General features: G+C 62.5%; 23 protein-coding genes and 1 tRNA gene. 11 read left to right on the top strand and 13 right to left on the bottom strand.

What is annotated here, in order from left to right; genetic code table 11:
* The first annotated feature begins 115 nt into the window (after positions 1–115).
* Entirely contained in the window at positions 116–415 is a 300-nt protein-coding gene (locus AC3Z8Y_RS09550; RefSeq protein ID WP_490089463.1) for a hypothetical protein, read from the top strand.
* Positions 416–599: 184 nt separating this feature from the next.
* Entirely contained in the window at positions 600–812 is a 213-nt protein-coding gene (locus AC3Z8Y_RS09545) for a cold-shock protein (RefSeq protein ID WP_003234260.1), read from the top strand.
* Positions 813–911: 99 nt separating this feature from the next.
* On the opposite strand, the gene AC3Z8Y_RS09540 is transcribed toward AC3Z8Y_RS09545, so the two are convergent.
* Together AC3Z8Y_RS09540 and AC3Z8Y_RS09535 are read right to left on the bottom strand one after the other, a co-directional pair.
* A complete protein-coding gene (locus tag AC3Z8Y_RS09540; RefSeq protein WP_490089462.1) occupies positions 912–1,226 on the bottom strand; it encodes an I78 family peptidase inhibitor in 315 nt (104 codons plus the stop codon).
* Positions 1,227–1,373: 147 nt separating this feature from the next.
* A complete protein-coding gene (locus AC3Z8Y_RS09535; protein ID WP_490089461.1) occupies positions 1,374–1,679 on the bottom strand; it encodes a hypothetical protein in 306 nt (101 codons plus the stop codon).
* Between the two features lie 123 nt (positions 1,680–1,802).
* Between AC3Z8Y_RS09535 and AC3Z8Y_RS09530 the strand changes: the two genes are divergently transcribed.
* Complete coding sequence (locus tag AC3Z8Y_RS09530; RefSeq protein ID WP_490089460.1) at positions 1,803–2,018, top strand: hypothetical protein; 216 nt, start codon at positions 1,803–1,805, stop codon at positions 2,016–2,018.
* Here the strand turns inward: AC3Z8Y_RS09530 and AC3Z8Y_RS09525 are convergent, their stop codons facing one another.
* The 6 genes from AC3Z8Y_RS09525 to AC3Z8Y_RS09500 are packed head-to-tail and all read right to left on the bottom strand — an operon-like array spanning position 2,019 to position 8,407.
* Positions 2,019–2,954, bottom strand: a complete 936-nt coding sequence (locus AC3Z8Y_RS09525; protein ID WP_490089459.1) for a nucleoside hydrolase — start codon at positions 2,952–2,954, stop codon at positions 2,019–2,021.
* 4 nt (positions 2,955–2,958) lie between these two features.
* Positions 2,959–3,900: a ribokinase gene (gene rbsK, locus AC3Z8Y_RS09520; RefSeq protein ID WP_490089458.1), complete on the bottom strand. Its 942-nt coding sequence runs from the start codon at positions 3,898–3,900 to the stop codon at positions 2,959–2,961.
* The gene (locus AC3Z8Y_RS09515) at positions 3,897–4,940 is read right to left on the bottom strand and encodes a LacI family DNA-binding transcriptional regulator (RefSeq protein ID WP_490089457.1); all 1,044 of its coding nucleotides are present in this window, start codon (positions 4,938–4,940) and stop codon (positions 3,897–3,899) included. The genes rbsK and AC3Z8Y_RS09515 overlap by 4 nt, the downstream gene beginning before the upstream one ends.
* A gap of 1 nt (position 4,941) precedes the next feature.
* Positions 4,942–5,931 (bottom strand): ABC transporter permease, encoded by a 990-nt coding sequence (locus tag AC3Z8Y_RS09510; RefSeq protein ID WP_490089456.1) that lies wholly within the window; start codon positions 5,929–5,931, stop codon positions 4,942–4,944.
* Positions 5,928–7,466 carry a sugar ABC transporter ATP-binding protein gene (locus tag AC3Z8Y_RS09505; RefSeq protein ID WP_490089455.1) on the bottom strand — a complete coding sequence of 513 codons (1,539 nt, stop codon included), beginning with the start codon at positions 7,464–7,466 and terminating at the stop codon, positions 5,928–5,930. The genes AC3Z8Y_RS09510 and AC3Z8Y_RS09505 overlap by 4 nt, the downstream gene beginning before the upstream one ends.
* Positions 7,463–8,407, bottom strand: coding sequence for a sugar ABC transporter substrate-binding protein (locus AC3Z8Y_RS09500; protein WP_490089454.1), 945 nt, complete (start codon positions 8,405–8,407; stop codon positions 7,463–7,465). The genes AC3Z8Y_RS09505 and AC3Z8Y_RS09500 overlap by 4 nt, the downstream gene beginning before the upstream one ends.
* Positions 8,408–8,630: 223 nt before the next feature.
* On the opposite strand from AC3Z8Y_RS09500, the gene AC3Z8Y_RS09495 reads away from it, so the two are divergent.
* Positions 8,631–8,879 (top strand): DUF1654 domain-containing protein, encoded by a 249-nt coding sequence (locus tag AC3Z8Y_RS09495; RefSeq protein ID WP_490089453.1) that lies wholly within the window; start codon positions 8,631–8,633, stop codon positions 8,877–8,879.
* Positions 8,872–9,573 (top strand): endonuclease, encoded by a 702-nt coding sequence (locus AC3Z8Y_RS09490; RefSeq protein WP_490089452.1) that lies wholly within the window; start codon positions 8,872–8,874, stop codon positions 9,571–9,573. The genes AC3Z8Y_RS09495 and AC3Z8Y_RS09490 overlap by 8 nt, the downstream gene beginning before the upstream one ends.
* Here AC3Z8Y_RS09490 and AC3Z8Y_RS09485 read toward each other — a convergent pair whose 3' ends face one another.
* A complete protein-coding gene (locus AC3Z8Y_RS09485; RefSeq protein WP_490089451.1) occupies positions 9,574–10,137 on the bottom strand; it encodes an SPOR domain-containing protein in 564 nt (187 codons plus the stop codon).
* A 138-nt stretch (positions 10,138–10,275) separates the two neighbouring features.
* Between AC3Z8Y_RS09485 and AC3Z8Y_RS09480 the strand changes: the two genes are divergently transcribed.
* On the top strand, positions 10,276–10,566 hold the full coding sequence (locus AC3Z8Y_RS09480) for a DUF6388 family protein (protein ID WP_225774427.1): 291 nt from the start codon (positions 10,276–10,278) through the stop codon (positions 10,564–10,566).
* 106 nt (positions 10,567–10,672) lie between these two features.
* On the opposite strand, the gene AC3Z8Y_RS09475 is transcribed toward AC3Z8Y_RS09480, so the two are convergent.
* A tRNA-Val gene (locus AC3Z8Y_RS09475) sits at positions 10,673–10,749 on the bottom strand.
* A 187-nt stretch (positions 10,750–10,936) separates the two neighbouring features.
* Here AC3Z8Y_RS09475 and AC3Z8Y_RS09470 point away from each other — a divergent pair.
* Positions 10,937–12,220, top strand: a complete 1,284-nt coding sequence (locus AC3Z8Y_RS09470; RefSeq protein WP_490089450.1) for an NAD(P)/FAD-dependent oxidoreductase — start codon at positions 10,937–10,939, stop codon at positions 12,218–12,220.
* Between the two features lie 2 nt (positions 12,221–12,222).
* Here the strand turns inward: AC3Z8Y_RS09470 and AC3Z8Y_RS09465 are convergent, their stop codons facing one another.
* Positions 12,223–12,903, bottom strand: coding sequence for a peptidase C39 family protein (locus AC3Z8Y_RS09465; RefSeq protein WP_490089449.1), 681 nt, complete (start codon positions 12,901–12,903; stop codon positions 12,223–12,225).
* A 171-nt stretch (positions 12,904–13,074) separates the two neighbouring features.
* Here AC3Z8Y_RS09465 and AC3Z8Y_RS09460 point away from each other — a divergent pair, with 171 nt between their 5' ends.
* Positions 13,075–13,251, top strand: a complete 177-nt coding sequence (locus AC3Z8Y_RS09460) for a hypothetical protein (RefSeq protein WP_490089448.1) — start codon at positions 13,075–13,077, stop codon at positions 13,249–13,251.
* A gap of 31 nt (positions 13,252–13,282) precedes the next feature.
* Here the strand turns inward: AC3Z8Y_RS09460 and AC3Z8Y_RS09455 are convergent, their stop codons facing one another.
* Entirely contained in the window at positions 13,283–14,029 is a 747-nt protein-coding gene (locus AC3Z8Y_RS09455; RefSeq protein ID WP_490089447.1) for a TerC family protein, read from the bottom strand.
* Between the two features lie 107 nt (positions 14,030–14,136).
* On the opposite strand from AC3Z8Y_RS09455, the gene nhaR reads away from it, so the two are divergent.
* Both nhaR and AC3Z8Y_RS09445 read left to right on the top strand, forming a co-directional pair.
* Complete coding sequence (gene nhaR / locus AC3Z8Y_RS09450; RefSeq protein ID WP_490089446.1) at positions 14,137–15,036, top strand: transcriptional activator NhaR; 900 nt, start codon at positions 14,137–14,139, stop codon at positions 15,034–15,036.
* A 48-nt stretch (positions 15,037–15,084) separates the two neighbouring features.
* Positions 15,085–15,717 (top strand): YceH family protein, encoded by a 633-nt coding sequence (locus AC3Z8Y_RS09445; RefSeq protein ID WP_490089445.1) that lies wholly within the window; start codon positions 15,085–15,087, stop codon positions 15,715–15,717.
* Here the strand turns inward: AC3Z8Y_RS09445 and AC3Z8Y_RS09440 are convergent, their stop codons facing one another.
* On the bottom strand, positions 15,718–16,539 hold the full coding sequence (locus AC3Z8Y_RS09440; protein ID WP_490089444.1) for a shikimate 5-dehydrogenase: 822 nt from the start codon (positions 16,537–16,539) through the stop codon (positions 15,718–15,720).
* A gap of 168 nt (positions 16,540–16,707) precedes the next feature.
* Between AC3Z8Y_RS09440 and AC3Z8Y_RS09435 the strand changes: the two genes are divergently transcribed.
* On the top strand, positions 16,708–17,025 hold the full coding sequence (locus AC3Z8Y_RS09435; RefSeq protein WP_181114364.1) for a hypothetical protein: 318 nt from the start codon (positions 16,708–16,710) through the stop codon (positions 17,023–17,025).
* Positions 17,026–17,067: the final 42 nt, after the last annotated feature.

Raw genomic sequence — 17,067 nt, 5'->3', positions numbered from 1 at the left:
AGACCCTTGCGGCTTTCTTTGCTTTCAAAAGCCGTGGCGCTGAACTTGAGCGTAACGCCCGTTTCAAACAGGCAATGCCGCACAGCTTTCCTACTCCACCCACAGGAGCCTCCTCATGCGTGTGTCCACGTTACTTTCCGCTGCACTGCCCTTCGCGCTGCTGGCGCCCCTCACCGCCCAGGCCCAGTGGCCCGCTGGCGCCCGCGAGCAATACATGAGCGACTGCGTCGCCACCGCCACGCAAAGCGTGAGCACTGAAAAAGCCACGGCCCACTGCGCATGTGGCGCAGAAGTGATCGACAAGAAGTTTTCGACCGATGAGATCCAGCAGCTGATGAGCAAGGCGCCACCGCCCACTGTGGCCCTGCGTGATCGGTTGCAAAAAGAAGTGGCGGTGTGCAAGGCCAAATCGTGATTTGGTCGACCGTTCGGCGCCAAATCGCTGTCGCCACAGCCTTGAAATGCAGTGTTTTCGCTAAATCTCAGCTTTTTTAGCCCGGACGGGGTTACCAAAGCTTCGATTGTGTCTATGATGGCCCTGTACTGTTCGGTTGAACGGTACTCGTACTAGATACTTATGTTTCCTGGAGATACACCCCATGTCCAATCGCCAAACCGGCACCGTCAAGTGGTTCAACGATGAGAAGGGCTTCGGCTTCATTACTCCGCAAGGCGGCGGTGATGATCTGTTCGTTCACTTCAAAGCGATCGAATCCGACGGTTTCAAAAGCCTGAAAGAAGGCCAGACCGTTTCTTTCGTGGCTGAGAAAGGCCAGAAAGGGATGCAGGCCGCGCAGGTTCGTGGCGAGTAAGACTCCGCCGCTTGCAATGCCGAAGAGGCCCGCCAGGGGAACCGCACGATGCGGTCGACCTGGCGGGCCTTTTCTATTCAGGGTCGGCCTGCCCCTACCCTAGCCGCAATTTGCCCGTACGATCTTGCCGCTGTCGTCGGCATTGAGGTTAAGCCGCTCCGATCTGTAATCCATGGTCACTGGATCATGGGGGCCCAGGATGCGTGCCATCAGCGAGCCCGAGCGCGCCTTTGCCTGCTCGAGCAATGCCTGAGAAGCCTGTTGCCCTACCGCGAACTGCGCGGCCTCGGAACTGCACCGCCCTGCTTCAACTGCTGGAGCTGCAGCGCTTGCCGGCGCTTGCGATGTTGACGTGGAGCATCCGCTCGCCAGTGCCAGGGCTGCAATTGCCAGCCCGGTTTTACCCAAACCCATGAAACCTCCTCGTTATTCAAGCGTTGCCCACCTGCGACCATGCGTGGCGCCGGAGGTTGCGTGGGAGTTTGCCCGTGTGGCGAGCAGGAGCGGCGGAGAAAAAGTGACAGGATGTTACTCGGTGGACTGCCAGACACCTGACAGGCTTCAGTAGATATCGAGATAATCCGAGCGCGGGTGCGGCCAATTACCCAGCAACACCGCCTGGATCTTCGCGACCCACGCCTCGTCGCTGGCCGCAGCTGCCCCCACGCAGCCAGAGCCGGCGGCCCAGGTTTCCAGGCGAAAGCGCACCCCAGTGAGGGATTGCCCACCAATCGCATCGGTGGACAGCCAGGCCAGCCCCGCATCGCTCACCCGTAACTGGCAGTGGGCGCGGTCGTTGCCCTGGGCGATCAGTTGGCGGACGGAAGCCAGGCAAGGCTCTCCGGGCTGAGTAAGGTCTATAAACATGTTCTGCAATGCCGGGTTTATTCCCGCGGAGTGTGCCACGACGGTGGGCTTATACCCAAGAATCCGTGCGTGGCGTGGCGCAAAGTGATTAACTTGGCGCTTCAATCTCACGGCGGACCTGCCATGAACCTGACCCTCGTCACCGATATCAAGGCCAGATGGGCCGAAGGCCAGTGCTCCTACAGCCCCACAAATCCTGAAGAACTGGCAATCATCAGCGTCGACCTGTTGGTGCGCGAGCTGGGCACCGAAGCGGCCCGCGCCTTTATCGATCAAGTATTCGAACGCTTCGCTCACGAGCCTCGCTGGTCGCCACTGGAACCCATGCAGGCGGTGTGATCAGGGCAACCGGGCCAGCGCCTTGCCAAGCAGCTCGAAAAAGCCCTCGCTGTTCGCATCCGTCACCCACGTGACCGGCGCACTGCCCTGTGATGCGCTTTCCAGCAGGCGGCTTCGGCCAAGATCATCGCCTTCGCTACAGTCCACGCGAACAATGGCCGGCATGGTTTGATAAATCGAAGGTTCCAGCAGCCAAGCGATCACGTTAGCGTCATGCACCGGGCCGCCCGGCAACCCATAGCGCTCCATGTCCGCCCGGATATACGGCGCCATGATTGCGGAAATGCGTTCGCTGGCACGGGTTCCCAGTGCCTGAAGCCAGTCGAGCCGGGCATGGCCGGTGAGCACTTTGTGCGTCACGTCCAATGGCAAGTACACCAGCGGCAAGCCACTGACCAGCACCTCAGCGGCGGCATGGGGATCGGCGAACAGGTTGAATTCTGCCACTGGCGTGACGTTACCCGGGTTGAACCAGGCACCGCCCATGATCACTACCTGCTTGATCCCCTGAACGATACCCGGCGCCTTGCGCAGCGCCAGCGCCAGGTTGGTCTGCGGGCCCAGCAAGGCGAGTGTGATACTCGCAGGCGCAGCGCTGGCCAGGGTACGCACGAGATAATCCACAGCATGCTCGCTGGCCGGGCCTTCCGTGGGTGAATGAATGGCAAAGTCCGGCAAGCCTTCGCTGCCATGCACGTCCTCTGCATACAACGGCATGCGTTGCAACGGCCGGTCCGCTCCAGCGTACACCGGCACATCGCCACGGCGGGCCCATTCGCGTGCCAGGCAGGCATTACGGGTGGTCTTGGCGAGGGAAACGTTGCCCGCCACGGTGGTGATCGCCATCAGGTTGATAACCTCCGGGCGTGCCATTGCCAGCAGCAGCGCCACGACGTCGTCCACGCCAGGGTCGGTATCGATGATCACGTCGATCATGGGGTCACCAAGGCCAGGCCAGCACTTGCTGGCGGTCTGGAATGGACGGTTGAGCACCCTCGCGGGTTACCGACAACGCCGCGGCTTGTTGCGCGAAGCGAATCGCCTCGACCTCCGCACAGCCCTGTGCCAACGCCGCGGCGAAGGCACCGATGAACGTATCCCCCGCCGCCGTCGCATCCACTGCGCTCACTTGATAAGCGGGAAAATGCTGCACCCCTTCGGGCCCGGCAAGCAAGGCACCGGCCTCGCCCAAAGTGAGCAACACCTTGCCGGCGCCCCGCTGAAGCAACGCCTGGGCGGCGGCCTCGGCACCGTCGCGTCCCGTCACCGCAACGCCTGAAAGCAATTGTGCTTCGCTTTCGTTGGGCACCAGGTAATCGACCCAAGGCAGCCATTGCGCCGGCAATGGCCCAGTAGCCGGCGCCGGATTGAGCACCACTGTTTTCCCTAGCGCCCGGGCGCGCGCCAAAGTGTGACCCACCACCGCTTCCGGCACTTCGAGCTGGCACACCACTACTTGCGCCCCAAGCAGCGCGTGCTCCATCGCATCCACATGCTCGGTGGCAAGCTCTCCATTGGCCCCGGCCACGATCACGATGGTGTTCTGCCCGGCTTCCTCGACGGTGATGAGCGCGACACCTGTGGGCACCTCTGGAAGAATGCGCACGCCTTCGCAGTCGATGGCGTCGTCCAGCAACGCCTGGCGCAATGCCCGCCCGTTCGGGTCATCGCCCACGCAGCCGATCATGCTCACCTGCGCTCCAAGGCGCGCCGCCGCCACGGCCTGGTTGGCGCCCTTGCCACCGGGCGCTGTGACGAAGCGGGTACCCGCCAGGGTCTGGCCCGGGTGCGGCAGGTGCGGTGCCCGCACCACGAGGTCCATGTTCAGGCTGCCCACCACCACGACTCGGCCCGGTGCTTGAACCTGTTCTTCGGCATTCATATGTTCGCTTCTTCCTGGCTGCAAACCTGCGCCGCCAATCTGGCGTGCGGCGGCGCGGTGGATTCTCTGGGAACGATGGTCGGGGCGACTACATGCCGCTGCGGGCCTACGGATTCCCTTGCCTGTATTCGCGCCAGCAGGCATTCGGCCGCCAGCTCACCCAGCGCCAGTATGGACTGGCCGACAGTCGTGAGGGCCGGATACACGTACCGACACATCTGTATATCGTCAAAACCAATCACGGACAGTTCCCTGGGCACGGCCAGCTTACGCTCGGCGGCCGCGCGCAGCAGGCCCATCCCTAACATGTCGTTGGCGGCAAATACCGCACTGGGTGGATGCGCCCCAAACAGCGCCACACCCGCACGGTAGCCGCCATCGGCACTGAAATCACCGGTGAGGCGCCAACGTGCGGGCACTTCCACGCCTGCTTCGGCAATAGCGCGGTCGAAGCCGGCCTGACGCAAGCGGGCCACCGTGGAACCGGCTGGCCCATTCACGCAGGCGATTCGCCTGTGGCCGAGCTGTAACAGGTGCCGAGTCGCCAGGTAGGCACCCTCGGCGTGATCAATGCATACAAGATCAGCGTCGACCCCGGGAATTTCGCGGTCCACCACCACCATTGGCGTGGTCATGCCGCTCCAGTCACTGCAGGCGACACCGCTGTCTACGGCGGCGAGCAACAGGCCGTCCACGCGCTTCTCCTGCAGCACACGGAGGTAGTTTCGCTGCTTGAGCGGATCGTCATCGGAATTGCAGAGGATCACGCAGTAGCCGTTGCGCTCGCAGGCATCTTCGATACCCCTGGCGAGCTCCGCGAAGTAGGGGTTGATGTTGTTGGGCAACACCAGGCCGATGGTGGCGGTAGCGCGGGCTTTCAAAGAGCGCGCCACGCCGCTGGGAACATAAGCCAGTTCGGCAATGGCAGCCTCTACCTTGGTGCGTACCGCGTCGCTCACCGGCCGGGTATTGTTCACCACATGGGACACGGTGGTGTAGGAGATGCCCGCCAGCGCAGCGACGTCCTTGATCGTCGCCATGTCAGCCCTGCCGCCGGGCGCGACGGCTTCGGTAGGTATCCAGTATCACCGCCAGCACGATCACCGCACCGGTAATCAAGCGTTTGGTCGGTTCGCTGGCGCCGATCTGTGCCAGCCCCGCCGCCAGTACCGAGATGATCAACACGCCGAACAACGTGCTGATCACCGAGCCCCTGCCACCCATCAGGCTGGTGCCGCCGATCACGACGGCGGCGATCACTTGCAGCTCCAGGCCCGCCCCCGCGTTGGGGTCGGCGGCTTCCAGGCGCGACACCTGGAACAAGGCGGCCAGGCCGGCCAACAGCCCCATGAACGAAAACACCAGCACCTTGTAGGGCCGAGGGTCCACGCCTACCAGGCGTACGGCCTCTTCGTTGGTACCAATGCCTACCAGGTAGCGGCCGAATACGCTCCGGCTCAGCACCAGTTGAGCGCCGACGACCACCGCCAAGGCGATCAGGAAGGACGGCGAAATACCCCAGAGCAGCGGCTCGGACAACGCGCTATAGGCATCGCCGATATAGGCCGTGCGCGAATCCGTGAGCTGGTACGCCGCGCCCCGGGCCATTTCCAGCACGCCAAGCGATACGATGAACGACGGGATGCGCCAGGCCACCGTCACGCTGCCCGTGACCGTACCGGCCAAGGTGGCGCAGGCCAGGCCCAATGCCGCAGAAGGCAGCGGGCCCCAGCCCCAGCCGAGCATGGCCACGCTCACGGCGGAAGCGGCCAGCGCCAGCACGGAGCCGACCGAGAGGTCAATACCGCCGATGATCAGCACGTAAGTCATCCCGACGGCCAGCACCATCAGGTCCGGGATCTGGTTGGCCAGCATGCTGAAGGTGCTGTAGGAGAGGAAATGGCTGCTGAGGAACGAGAACAATGCGATCAGCGCCAGCAATGCCCCGCCCAGGCCAAGGTAGGTACGTAGCGCTGCCGGGGCCAAGCGAACACCGCCAGCCCTCGGCGGAGATGCAACGGTGGTTTTCATGAGAATTCCTCGAGCCCGGAACGGGCAGGATGATGACGATTGCTACCCAGCGCTGCGGCGAGGAGCTGGTCCTGGGACCATTGGTCCCGTTCGAAGATGCCGTTCATGGCGCCCTCGCACATTACGCCGATGCGATCGCAGAGCAGCATCAGTTCGCGAAGGTCGCTGGACACCACCACAAGCGCCTTGCCCTGGCGCGTGAGGTCGCCCAGCAACCGGTAGATATCGAATTTTGCGCCCACGTCTATGCCGCGGGTGGGCTCGTCGAATAACAGTACCTTGCAGTCCCGCTCCAACCAGCGCCCGATCACCACCTTCTGCTGGTTGCCGCCCGACAACTCGCCGACCGGTTGTTCCGGTCCGGCGCTTCGAATGCGCATGGCATCTATCTGTCGCCGCGCAAGCGCCTCCTCACGCGTGCTGCTCATCCACCCCAGCGAGGCCACTTGGGGCATGTTACCCAGGGCCAGGTTGGCGCTGATGGGCTGCTGCAGTAGCAAGCCTTCGCCCTTGCGATCCTCGCTGATCAGGGCGATGCCCTGGCGAACCGCATCCACGGGGGAGTTGAGCTTCAGCGGCACCGGGGGCAAACCCAGGCTGACCTGCCCGCTGTCTGCCGGGTCCGCCGCGAAGATCAACCGCAACAGCTCGGTACGCCCCGCGCCAATCAGCCCCGAGATACCCAGGATTTCACCTTCGCGCACCTCGAAGCTCACATCACGCACCTTGCGCCCTCGGGTAAGGCCACGCACCTGAAACAGAGGCGCGCCTATCCGCCGCTCGCCCAGGTCGATGCGCTCTCCCAACTCGCGACCGACCATCAGGTTCACCAACTGCGGCTCGCTAACCTCGCCGGTAGCGGTGACCGACACCAGCCGACCGTCCCGCAATACCGCCACGCGTTGGGCGATACGGGCGATTTCTTCCAGCCGGTGAGAGATGTACACCAGCGCCACGCCGGCCGCGCGCAACCGCTCGATCTGAGCAAACAACAGTTCTACTTCGCGCCCAGTGAGCATGGCGGTGGGCTCGTCCAGAATCAGCAGGCGGCAGTCACCGATAAGGTTGCGGGCGATCTCCACCATTTGTTGGTGGCCGATACCCAACGCCGCAACGGGGGTATCGGGGTCCAGCCCCTCCAGCCCCACCCTGGCCATGGCTTCAACAGCCTGCGCACGCAGGCGCGGGCGGTCTACCCAGCCGAAGCGGCGTGGCAGCCGCTCAAGGAAGAGGTTCTCGGCAATGGTAAGGGTGGGCAGCAGGTTCAGCTCCTGCAGCACCATGCGTACGCCCTGGCGCTCGGCTTCACGGCGGGAACCCGGCTGCCACGCCTGGCCGAGAAAGCGCATGCTCCCGGTGGTGGGCGTTTCCAGCCCGGCAATGATGCGGGACAAGGTGCTCTTGCCCGCGCCGTTCTCACCGGTGAGCGCCAGTACTTCGCCCGGGTTCAGTTGCAGGTCCACGCCCGCGAGCACCGGCTGGGTGTAGGTTTTCCCTACCCCCGTCAGTTGCAATACAGGGGCGGCCGCGTTCATGGCGCGGCCTGGGTAACCAGGTCAACCGGGGTTTGTACATTGCCGCCGGCTTCACTTTTTTCGCCCTTCACCCGGCGCAATGCTTCTTCAATGCCAAACACTGCCTGGCGCGCTGCGTACTGATCGGCGGTGGCCAATACACGGCCGTCCTTGAGCATCGGCGCAATGGCCTTGATGTTGTCGTAACCGACTACCTGCACCTTGCCAGCCTTGCCAGCGGCACGCACCGCCGACACCGCACCCAGCGCCATACTGTCGTTCCCGGCGAGCAGCGCCTTGATGTCGGGGTATTCGTTGAGCATGGCCGTGGCCACGGCGTTGCCCTTGTCGATCTCCCAGTTACCCGACTGCACCGACACCACTTTCATCCCGGCGGCGCTCATCGCGTCCTTGAACCCGGCGCTGCGCATCTGGGCGTTGGTGGTGGTGGGTACGCCTTCGATGATGCCTACCTGGTCACCCGACTGCAGCTTGGTGGCCAGGTATTCGCCCACCTTGCGCGCGCCAGCACGGTTGTCCGGCCCCACGAAAGGGACCTCCAGCTGCTTGCTCTTGAGCACATCAGGGTCGAGCTGATTGTCGATGTTCACCACTTTCACGCCCGCGTCGCTGGCTTTTTTCAGCACTGAAACCAGCGCCTTGGAATCAGCGGGGGCGATCACCAGGGCATCCACATGGGCATTGATCATCTGCTCGACGATTCGGATCTGTGCGGCGGTATCGGATTCGTCCTTGATGCCATTGGAGATCAAGTCGAAATCGGCGGCGTGTTCCTTCTGATACTCCTTCGCGCCATTCTCCATGGTAAGGAAGAACTCGTTGGCGAGGGATTTCATCACAAGGGCCACCTTGGGCTTTTCCGCAGCCTGAACAGGCGAAGCGGCGAGCCAGGCAGCAAGCACGGAAATGGAAAGACCACGGAGAAGCGGCAGCGTGTTCATGGGGCATCCTTTTTAGATTTATTTGGGCCCGTTGCACGAGGCAAACGTTTGCGCAACAACTATGGAAGGCGTTTCGTTACCTGTCAAATCAGAAAAAAGCGCCTTGAGGCGCACAGAAACTTAGCCAGATTCGACTGGGGCTGTAGGCAAACAAGCGCAGCGGCTTGCGAAAAGGAATGCTTACCACTACTGTATGCGTATACAGCAATAAAAGGAAACACTAGTGGCCTCCTCCACCTCGTCCCCTGCGCCGGTGACCGCTTACGAACAACTCGCACTGCGTGTTCAAAAAATCATTAACGCCCCACCTGCTCAGCGATCACGCTCCGCCCTCCTGTTCAAACAGCCAACAGAAAGCTCGGAGGACTGGCGACGCTTGCTGGATGAAATCTCCGAGAACGACAACGTGACGCTTGCTTGGCGAGACGATGGTGGGATTCAGCTGTTCTGGGTGGTGCAGAGCGATGATTGAGCGTCGACTGTTGGCGGGGTTGGCAGGCGTTTGCCTGTTGCTGGCGCTTCCGGTACAGGCGGAAGCGCCGCGTACCTTTTCGGAGGCCAAAAAGGTGGGCTGGAAGTTGTACGCGCCGCAGTCGACGGAGTTCTACTGCGGGTGTAAATACACCGGCAACAAGGTAGACCTCAAAGGCTGCGGATACGTACCTCGGAAAAACCTGGCGCGCGCTTCGCGCATCGAATGGGAACACATTGTGCCAGCCTGGCAGATCGGCCATCAGCTGCGGTGCTGGCAGAACGGCGGGCGCAAGAATTGCACCCGCAACGACAAGCAATATCAGCAGGCCGAGGCGGACCTGCACAACCTGGTACCAAGCATTGGCGAGGTGAACGGCGACCGCAACAACTTCAGTTTCGGCTGGCTACCGGAGCGCAGCGGCCAGTACGGCCAGTGCTTGACCCAGGTGGATTTCAAGGCCGGTAAGGTGATGCCGCGGCCCACGATCCGCGGCATGATCGCGCGCACGTACTTCTACATGACCAAACGCTATCGCCTTAAGCTGTCCAGCCAGGACATGAAGCTGTACCAGGCCTGGAACAAAACCTACCCGGTACAACCCTGGGAGCGCCAGCGCAACCAGCAAGTAGCATGCGTGATGGGCCACGGCAACGAGTTCGTGGGCCCGGTAAACCTCAAGGCGTGCGGCTGATCACTGTGCGGGGTGCGGCTCCACCTGGGATTCGATGCCCTGGCTGGCCATCAGTTTATCCCGCGTGGCTTCGGCTTCTTCACGGCTGGTGAAGGGGCCGAGGAATATGCGAGGCTTGCCGTTCTGGTTCACCACGCTGGCCATGAAACCGTGCTCCACCAACCGTGAGGTCATGTCGCTGAGGGCGCCCGGATTGTTGTCGGCAATGCGTACGTCCCAACCAGTGGCAGAGTTTACAGCCGCCGATGCGGGCGCCTCTGCCTGAGCAACCGGCTCGCCACAGGCCGCCCGCACTACTACGTTGCTGCCGTCACGGTCGATGACTGCCTGGTAGCCCTGCTCGGTCTTGATGGCCGCGTAGCTCTGGAAGCCGCTGTAGTTACCGCTGGCGTCCTTCCCTTTTACCTGGCCACACACGTTGCCCTGCGGGGTAGTGCGCACATTGGTGAATTTTGCCGAGGCCGGGTTTTCCAGCTGGGCTGCGACTGCCTTGTGCGCTTCTTCCACCGCGCTGCCGCACCCGGCCAACGACAACACCAATGCCACACCCATCAATTTACGCACGCCAACGCCTCCTGAAATTCAAGGCGCGCATTCTAGCATTGCTGCCAGCGAGCGGGCGGCGCTCGACCCATCCCAGGCCCGGAAAGTCACTCGATGTGGCATCATGTCGCTCCGAATACCTGTTTGCCGAGACTTTCAATGATCCCGAAAGAAGCCCGCCAGCAATTGGCCTGCGACCGCTATCTGGCTGCCCATCCCGAGCTCGCCGAAGAAATTCGTGAGCTGGATAGCCGGGAGCAACAGCAACAGGTGCTATGGGCCATGGAAGATGCCGCTGGCGACCTAGGGCTGGAGCCGTGGGAGTACGTGCTGGAATTGATCGCCGACAGCCCCGAAGCCCTCGCGGCCATGCGTGATGAAGTGCACCGGGAAGTAGCCGAAGCCCTGGGCATGGGCTGGGAAGAGTATCGGCAGCTTAACGAGTTGTGAGTGTGGGGGGGACCGTCACGTGCGGCCTACCTACAGCGCCCGGGCAGCGCGCAAAACAAAAAGGGCGACCCTTTCGGATCGCCCTTCTCGTGCCTTTCGGCGAAGCTGGTAGGCACAATTGGACTCGAACCAACGACCCCCACCATGTCAAGGTGGTGCTCTAACCAACTGAGCTATGTGCCTGCTGTGGGTGCGCATTCTACGCCGCCGCCGCGCCCTGTCAACCGATTTTCCCCGTAAGCTGCTGAAAACTGGAAAAAAATACCGGGATCACAGCCGGTCTGGTTCTCCGCGTGGCTGGCTGGCGGTGATAAAGAAATTGGGGTAGCATGCCGCCGTCGTCAAGAATATTAAACAAAAGGTTGCTGAAATGGCGAACACCGCTTACCCGCCCTCTTACTATGCCGCGTCGGCCAACCCCGTTCCGGCGCGCCCTGCCCTGCAGGAAACCATCGAAGCCGACGTGTGCGTCGTCGGCGCCGGCTATACCGGCCTTTCCAGTGCGCTTCACCTGTTGGAGCAAGGCTTCAGCGTAGTAATGGTGGAAGCCGCCCGGGTTGGCTTCGGCGCGTCGGGCCGCAACGGCGGCCAGATCGTCAATAGCTACAGCCGCGACATCGACGTGATCGAGCGCACGGTCGACAAGCGCCAGGCCGAGTTGCTGGGCGCGATGGCCTTCGAGGGTGGTCGAATCATCCGTGAACGCGTAGCCCGTTACAACATTGACTGCGACTTGAAGGACGGCGGTGTATTCGCGGCCATTACCAGCAAGCAGATGGGCCATCTGGAAGCGCAGAAGCGCCTCTGGGAACGCTACGGCCATACCCAACTGGAGTTGATGGACCAGCGCCGCATTCGCGAGGTAGTCGCCTGCGACCAGTACATCGGCGGCATGCTGGACATGAGTGGCGGCCACATCCACCCCCTGAACCTGGCATTAGGTGAAGCGGCGGCGGTCGAGTCCCTCGGTGGGCGCATCTTCGAACAAACGCCCGCCACCCGTATCGACCGCGGCCCCAACCCCGTGGTGCATACGCCCCAGGGCCAGGTGAAAGCCAAGTTCGTGATCGTGGCGGGCAATGCCTACCTGGGCAACCTGATCCCGGAGCTGAGTGCGAAGTCGATGCCGTGCGGCACGCAAGTCGTGGCCACCGAGCCCTTGAGCGACGAGCTTGCCCGCAGCCTGTTGCCTCAGGATTACTGTGTAGAAGACTGCAACTACCTGCTGGACTACTACCGGCTCACGGCAGACAAACGGCTGATCTTCGGCGGCGGCGTGGTGTATGGCGCCCGGGATCCGGCGAACATCGAAGCCATCATTCGGCCCAAGATGATCAAGGCGTTCCCGCAGCTCAAGAACGTGAAGATCGACTACGCCTGGACCGGCAACTTCCTGCTCACCCTCTCGCGCCTGCCGCAGGTAGGTCGCATCGGGGATAGCATCTACTACTCCCAAGGCTGCAGTGGCCACGGCGTGACCTACACCCACCTGGCCGGCAAGGTGCTGGCAGAGGCACTTCGCGGCCAGGCAGAGCGGTTCGATGCTTTCGCCGCGCTACCGCACTACCCCTTCCCGGGCGGCCAGGCACTGCGAGTGCCGTTGTCCGCCATCGGCGCCTGGTATTACAGCCTGCGCGACAAGCTGGGCGTTTAAGCCTACCGGCCGCCCAGGGCGCTCAGCGCCTTGGCAGCGGCCTGCTCCTGGCCGGCGGCACCCAGGCGGGTCGCCGCCTCGCGCCAGCGCGCCGGGTTGACCTCTGCCGGCAACCGCTCCGGCGCCTGCGCCAGTACTGCCCAATTCCCTCCAGCCTGCCACGCTGACACAAAGTCCGAGAACGACATCAACTGCCGGCGCTGATCACCCGAGCGCAGCAGCACATGGCTGCGAAAACGGTCGTACCCTACCAGCAACGCATATTGATCACTGCCCCAGAGCGTACCGGTGCGGTACCGCAACAATACCGGGTTACCCGCCGCAACCTGCGTCAGCAATGCCGGGAACTGGCCATCGACCGGGTAAACCACCAGCCCGTACTGCCGCGCAGCCTCCTCCAGGTTATGGTCGAGCGCCGGGGCGCTGGCGGGTAATTTCAGATAAGGCGCCACCAACCCTGGAGTGACGTTCACCCCCCGGTCGCGTAGCAGCGCGGCCAAAGCCGTGGGCGCTCCCTGATCGTCATCGCCTCGGTAGAACGGTACCGCAGTCAGCTCCACCCGGTCAGGAAGGTTAGCGATCCGGGGCGCGGGGCGGTCGGCGCAGCCTGCCAACAAAGCAACGACACCGATTCCCAGCACAGTATGCCGATACAAACGGTTTAATATTTCTGACAGCATCATGCCCCCTGAGCCTACCGGAACACGCTCCCGGCCAGCGGGCAATGATAGGTGGGTAAGCGCTCGCCGGATAGGCCCGGAGCACCACTCGTCACATGCCAGGAAACATAGTGGCCACTAGACTGCTCTGAGTAACACACGCCTGCGTTTGTTATGCCTGAAGGAGGTACGCTGATGAGCCTGACAGTGGCGATACTCATGATGTTCATGGCCTGGCTACTGGTTGCCGCGGCAATGCTGTGGGGAGTGCTGCGGATCACCCGGCGCCACCACCATCCAGTGCGCGAAGCGCCTGAACCCGGCCCCCGTCCCCGAGCCGGGCACACTCACCGCCTCGCCAGCGCCCACTGACGAAACGCCCCGTTGACCGGGGCGCAGTGCATCAGGCAGCCGGGGTGTGCTTGCGTCTCGCCCGCCTGGCCCAAAGGTTGAGGCACTCGATCGCCGCCGAGAACGCCATGGCGGTATACACGTAGCCTTTGGGTACATGGGCACCGAAGCCTTCGGCGATCAAGGTCATGCCAATCATGATCAAAAAGCCCAGCGCCAGCATCACTACGGTCGGGTTGGCATTGATGAACCGCGCCAGGGGCTCGGCCGCCAGCAGCATCACCAGCACCGCGACCACGACAGCGATCACCATGATGGGCAGGTGCTCGGTCATGCCGACAGCGGTGATGATACTGTCGATGGAGAACACCAGATCGAGCATAAGGATCTGGCCAATGGCCGAGGCCAGGCCAATACCGACCTTGGCGCTTACCTTGGCATCGGCCTGAGCGTCCGGGTCCACGCTGTGGTGGATCTCACTGGTGGCTTTCCAGAGCAGGAAGAGGCCACCGGCGATCAGGATGATGTCCTTCCAGGAAAACCCATGCCCTGCCACCTCAAACACCGGCGTGGTGAGCGTGACGATGAACGCCACCGTGCTCAGCAGCCCCAGGCGAAGGATCAATGCCATGCCAATGCCCAACCGCCGCGCCTTGGTCTGATGCTCGGCCGGCAATTTGTTGGTCAGGATGGAAATGAAAATAAGGTTGTCGATGCCCAGCACCACTTCCATCACGATCAGGGTCGCCAGCGCGGCCCACGCAGCCGGGCTGGCAAAAAGGTCCATCAAGTATTCCATGACATGCTCCAGGTACTCACGAATGACGGCCAGTGTAGATGCGCTTATACTTCCGGAAAATTCGTATTTTTCATGTCAACAGTTCGGTTTATTCGAAGCTTAGCCTCATGCTTAATTATCGTCAGCTTCACTACTTCTGGGTTGTTGCGCGTACGGGCAGCATTACCCGCGCCTGCGAACAGCTGAACCTCACCGCGCCGACGATCAGCGGCCAGCTGTCTCTGCTTGAAAGCAACCTGGGCCTGCGCCTGTTTCAGAAGGTAGGCCGCCACCTGGAGCTCACCGAAGACGGCCGCCGGATTCTGGCCTATGCAGAGCCCATGTTCGAAGCCGGCGTTGCCCTCGAAGCGATGATCCGCTCGCAGCCAGGGCAACAGCCGCTCATGTTCAGGGTAGGCGTGGCCGACGTGGTTCCCAAATCTATCGTCTACCGGCTGCTGGCCCCTACCATGTCCCTTGAAAACCCTGCGCTACGCATCGCTTGCCGTGAGGACAAGCTGGAGCGGCTGCTGGCAGACCTCGCCATCCAACGCCTGGACCTGGTGATATCAGACAGCCCGGTACCTGCTCAGCTGGACATCAGAACCCGCACCATCAAACTGGGGGAATGCGGCATCGGATTTTTCGCCACTCTAGTACGTGCGCAGGCGTGCGTCGGGGGATTCCCAGGGTGCCTCGATAACCAGCCGCTGCTCATCCCAGGGCCGCAGAGCGTGGTGCGCGGCCGGTTGCTGAGATGGCTGGAGGAATGCCGGGTAAACCCCAGAATCGTCGGGGAATTCGACGACAGCGCGCTGATGCAAGCCTTCGGTACAGCGGGCACGGGCATATTTGTCGCCCCTCGGGTGATCGCCGACGACCTCCTCCGCCCAGGGGGCGTGGTGATGCTGGGAGAAACCGAGGCAGTGGCCGAAGCCTTTTATGCGATTTCGGTGGAGCGGCGCGTGAACCACCCGGGCATTCTTGCCGTGGCCGAAGGGGCGCGACATGACCTCTTCCAGCAATAGCGGACGAAGCCGTACTCTAGGGGCCCCTTTTTGTGCAGGTGCCCCCCGATGACTGACGACCTCGAGCCGCAACGGCCTGAGCTGACCGCTATCGACATTCGCGTTCTCGGTTGCTTGGTGGAGAAGCAGGCCAGCAATCCGGAAACCTACCCCTTGACGCTCAACGCACTGGTGCTGGCGTGCAACCAGAAAACCAGTCGGGATCCGATCCTGCAACTCTCACCGGGCGAGGTAGGCCAACGGCTGCGGGTACTTGAGGGCATGGGCTTCACCCGCCTGGTAATGGGCAACCGCGCCGACCGCTATGAGCATCGCCTGGACAAGGCGCTCGAACTGGTCCCGGCGCAAGTGGCCCTGCTGAGCTTGCTGTTCCTGCGTGGCGCACAAACCATAGGCGACTTGCTTACCCGCAGCAGCCGGCTACATGCCTTCGATGACGCAGAGCAGGTTCGCCATCAGCTCGAGCGCATGGCTGCCCGCGGTTTTGCCCGACAGCTGCCCAGGTACGCGGGCCAGCGTGAGGTGCGCTACACCCATGGCTGGGCGGAAGGCACCGACGCGCTGGAGCACTACGGGGCCCAGGCGCCAACTGCTGAGCCGGCAGCAGACGACCGGATCGGCGCGCTGGAAGCCCGGATCGCAGCGCTGGAAGAACGCCTTGCAAAGCTGGGCCTGGACTGACTAGCCCGCTGTGGCGAAGGCCACTGCCTCGGCGACCTGCTCGTCGGTGGGGCGAACGCCGGTATACAGCACAAACTGTTCCAGCGCCTGCAGCGCCACCACGTCTTCGCCGGTGATGACAGGCTTGCCGGCCGCTTCGGCCGCAAGAATCAGCGGGGTACGTGGCGGGATGGCAACCACATCGAACACCACAGACGCACGCTCGATAGCCTGTTCGCTGAAGGCCAGGCTTTTGGCTTCCGGCCCGCCGGCCATGCCGATCGGCGTAACGTTCACCAGCAGGTCCGCCTGCAGGCCCACTTCGCCTGCCGCCCAGGCATAGCCACAGCGATCGGCCAAGGCCGGGCCGGCGTCAGTGTTACGCGCAATCAGCGTGCCCCGAGCAAAACCGGCATCCTTGAAGGCGCAGGCTACGGCTTTGGCCATGCCACCGCTGCCACGCACGGCCAAGCGCATGTCGGTCGATAGTGCATGCCGCTCGATCAGTTGACGAATGGCCAGGTAGTCCGTGTTGTAGGCCTTCAAGTTACCGGCGTCGTTGACGATAGTATTGATAGATGCGATTGCCGCAGCCGAGGCATCCAGCTCATCCACCAGTGGGATGGAGGCTTCCTTGAACGGCATGGACACCGCGCACCCACGAATGCCCAGTGCGCGGATGCCACTGATTGCCGCAGGCAGGTCGGTGGTTGTGAAAGCTTTATAGAAGTAATCGAGATCCAGCGCTCGATAAAGGAAGTTGTGGAAGCGCGTGCCGAAGTTACCGGGGCGCGCCGCCAGGGACATGCACAACTGAGTTTGCTTGTTCGGAAAAATAGCCATGAAAGATCCGGCAGGTGTTTGATGAGTAAGGAAATGGATACGATGACCTTACATAAAATTTACCGTTTTCGGTCGCGGGTTTTAACTCTTTCGCTGTCATAGTGTGTACGGCAGTCCCAGGACCCGAAGGCGGGCTCCAGGCGCCACGTCGTATTACGAGGAACCATCATGATTCGTCATCTACCCAAAATCGCCCTTCTGGTTGGTGCACTGAGCCTCGCCGGCCCGGCGGCCGCGCACGGTGGCGGCGGTGTTGGCCCAGGTGTGCTTGGCGCGGTGCTCGGTGCCGCAGTCGTCGGCGCGGTTGTCGCTCGCCCCGCCCCCGTGGTTGTGGAGCAGCCGGTGTATGTCGCACCGCAACCTGTGTATGTGCAGGCGCCACCTCCACCGGTCTACTACCAACCGGCCCCGGTATACGTAGCACCACCACCGCCACCGCCTGGCTACTATGCACCGCGCGCCTACTACGGCCCGCCTCGCTGGTAAAGCACTCGCCCTCGAGTGGCCACTGATGCAAAGTAGCCACTA

This window comes from Pseudomonas sp. 3MAES_34.3B (assembly GCF_058145875.1).
This window is presented reverse-complemented; position numbering and strand designations above follow the sequence as displayed.